We start from the raw sequence: 2,841 nt of genomic DNA, 5'->3' as shown, positions 1-2,841 counted from the left end.
GTCGATCTTCCGGGCCATGCAGACGGCCAGTTCGGCCTTTTGTTCGCCGGACTGGAGCGGCCACTGCTCTATGGGGTCGACGCGCAATGGCTGCTCGCCGCCCTTGATCCGAAACTGTCCCCAGGCTTTCCCTCCAGCCTCATCGCAGAGGACGTTGCCGCCATCGGTCCGACCTGCGAGACGTTGCGCCGCTTCCAGGCGGCGGGCGGGCAGGTGATGCTCTGCCACGACCCGGAGATGACGCAATATGATCTGACTGCGGACGAACTGGCGGGGGTCGGATGAACGGGCTGGCGGAAGCGATCGGCTCCTTCGCCCTGACGCGCTGGGTCTCGCGCAAGAGTCGGCCGGATTTCGAGCGCTGGCAGGCAGCCGCCTTGCGTAGCTTCCTCGAGCGCGACCTGGCGCGCGCGCCCTTCTATCGCCATGCGCGGGCGCGCCTCGCCGACCTGCCCGTCACCGACAAGGCGATGCTGATGGACAGTTTCGAGGCCTTCAACATCCACGGCGTCACGGCAAGCGCGGCCTGGTCGGCTCTGGCCGGCGACGGACGCATCGGCGCGCTCACGGTGGGTGCGAGCACGGGCACCTCGGGCAATCGCGGCCTGTTCGTCATTTCCGAGGCGGAAAAATACCGCTGGCTGGGCGCCATCCTCGCCAAGGCGGCACCCGACCTCATCTGGCGCGGCATGCGCGTCGCCGTGATCCTGCCGCAGAACACCGGGCTTTACGACAGCGCCCGCAAATCCCGGCTGATCAAGCTCGGCTTCTTCGACCTGACGCTTGGGCCGGAAAGCTGGCGCGTGGACCTCGAAGACTTCGACCCGACGGTGATCATCGCGCCGCCGAAGATGCTCCGCCATTTCGCCGTCGCCGGCTTCCGGCTCGCGCCGAGGCGCGTCTTCTCGGCCGCCGAGACGCTCGATCCGGTCGACCGGCCGGTTATCGAAAAATCCTTCCGGCTGCCGCTCGAGCAGATCTACATGGCGACCGAAGGGCTGTTCGCGGTGACCTGCCGGCAGGGCGGCCTGCATCTCGCTGAGGATTCGGTGTTCTTCGAGTTCGAGCCGGCGGGCGACGGGCTGGTCACGCCACTGGTCACCGCCTTCCGTCGTCGTACGCAAATCATGGCGCGATACCGGATGAACGACCTGGTGCGGCTCTCCGAAGGACCCTGCCGCTGCGGTTCGCCGCTGCGCTGCGTCGACGAGGTCGTCGGCCGCATGGACGATGCCTTCCGGGTGGGTTCGGCCGAGGGCCAAATCCTGCTCACGCCCGACATACTGCGCAATGCGGTGCTCAAGGCCGACCGTCGCATCGACGATTTCCGGCTGGTCCAGACGGCGCCCGATGCCATCGAGTTGCGGCTCACGCCGGATTTGGCCGATGAGGCGGCCAGTGCCGCGCATCAGGCGGTGGGCGCACTGCTGGCGGCGCGCAGGGCAACGGCGATGGTCAATCTGGTGCGCGTGCCGCTGCCGCTGGAGACCGGCCGCAAATTGCGCCGTGTCGAGTGCCGGCTGGGAGCGGCGCCGTGAACCGGGCGGCAGTCGTGGCTGGCGCGCCCCAGCAAGCCGACCGGGTCGAGAACGATCCAGCCCAGGTCGAGGCTTTCGTGCGGCTCTTCAACGACGTCCCGGTGCGCGACCTCGTCGCCAACCTGACGACATCGGTCGAAAGCGCGGCGGTCGCCGGCCGCACCTTCCCGCTGACGCTGAACGACGCCGGCGAACCGCCGAACTGCTACATCTGCTGCCCGTCCAGCGCCTATCTCGAATATGCCATCGACGAGACGCGCAATTTCATCGCGCATCCGTTGCTGCGGCGCTCGCTCACGGCGTTGATCGGCGCCTGCGCGCCGCTGGTGCGGACGAGTGGTCTCGACCGTCAGGTTCAGCTCAACAACTGGCTTTATTCGACCAATCCGGTGCCGCTGCTCGACCGAACGGCGGTGGCCGAGCTGCGCGCCGACCTTGTGGCGCGTTTCCCGGATCGCGCCATCGTCATCCGCTCGCTGAACGAGATCGCCGATCCCGCCACCATCGCGGCGCTGAAGGCCGAAGGTTTCCGCATGCTGGCGGCCCGCCAGATCTACATCTTCGCCGACCGCGGCGCGGCACCGGCCATGACCATCAACATGAAGCGCGACCGCAAGCGGCTCGCCACCACGCCCTTCGAGCGCGTCGGCGATGCCGATTTCAGCGAAGCCGACTATGCGCGCGCGGAAGAGCTCTACACCATGCTCTATCTGGAAAAGTACACGCCGCTCAATCCGCACTACACCGCCCGCTACATCGCCGAGATGCACCGGCGCGGCATCATCAGCCTTGCCGGCCTGCGCCGGCCGGGTGGAGACCTCGTCGCCGTCACCGGCCTGTTCGAGAACGGCCGCACGCTGACCCAGCCCATCGTCGGCTACGATACCGGCCTGCCGATACAGGAGGGGCTTTATCGCATGGTGATGGCGATGGCTCAGCAGCATGCGACCGCGCACGGCCTATTCTTCAACATGAGCGCCGGGGCGGCGGGCTTCAAGCGCCTGCGCGGCGCGGTGGCGACTATCGAATACAACGCCGTCTACGCCGGGCACCTTTCGCGCCGCCGGCGTGCGGCGATCCGCGTCATGGAAACCGTGCTGGCGCTGGTCGGCATTCCCTTGCTCAGGAGGTTCGAGCTGTGAGCGTGCGCCAGAGGCACAGCGAAGATCACGATCGGAAAGATCATTGGCAGGCCGTGGCGCTGTCGGCCGACATCAGGCGCAAGCCCAGGCGCATCCTGATCGACGGCCAACCTGTCGTCCTGTTCCGCTCGGCCCAGGGCATCGCCGCGCTGTTCGACCGC

Annotated in this window: 2 protein-coding genes and 1 pseudogene; all 3 read left to right on the top strand. The window is 67.5% G+C overall.

Translation table 11 applies throughout. The features are described 5' to 3' along the window. Positions 1-285 (top strand): annotated as a pseudogene (locus tag EOA33_RS30855) (MBL fold metallo-hydrolase); the annotation flags it as partial. Then, positions 282-1,538, top strand: a complete 1,257-nt coding sequence (locus tag EOA33_RS30850; protein WP_127407364.1) for a F390 synthetase-related protein — start codon at positions 282-284, stop codon at positions 1,536-1,538. The pseudogene EOA33_RS30855 and the gene EOA33_RS30850, both read left to right, overlap by 4 nt. Continuing rightward, on the top strand, positions 1,535-2,680 hold the full coding sequence (locus EOA33_RS30845) for a GNAT family N-acetyltransferase (RefSeq protein ID WP_245455531.1): 1,146 nt from the start codon (positions 1,535-1,537) through the stop codon (positions 2,678-2,680). The genes EOA33_RS30850 and EOA33_RS30845 overlap by 4 nt, the downstream gene beginning before the upstream one ends. Positions 2,681-2,841 lie beyond the last annotated feature (161 nt).

Source organism: Mesorhizobium sp. M4A.F.Ca.ET.050.02.1.1, from assembly GCF_003997725.1.
Lineage (GTDB): Bacteria > Pseudomonadota > Alphaproteobacteria > Rhizobiales > Rhizobiaceae > Mesorhizobium.
Note: the sequence above shows the minus strand (reverse complement) of the source record. Positions and strands in the feature narration are given on the sequence as shown.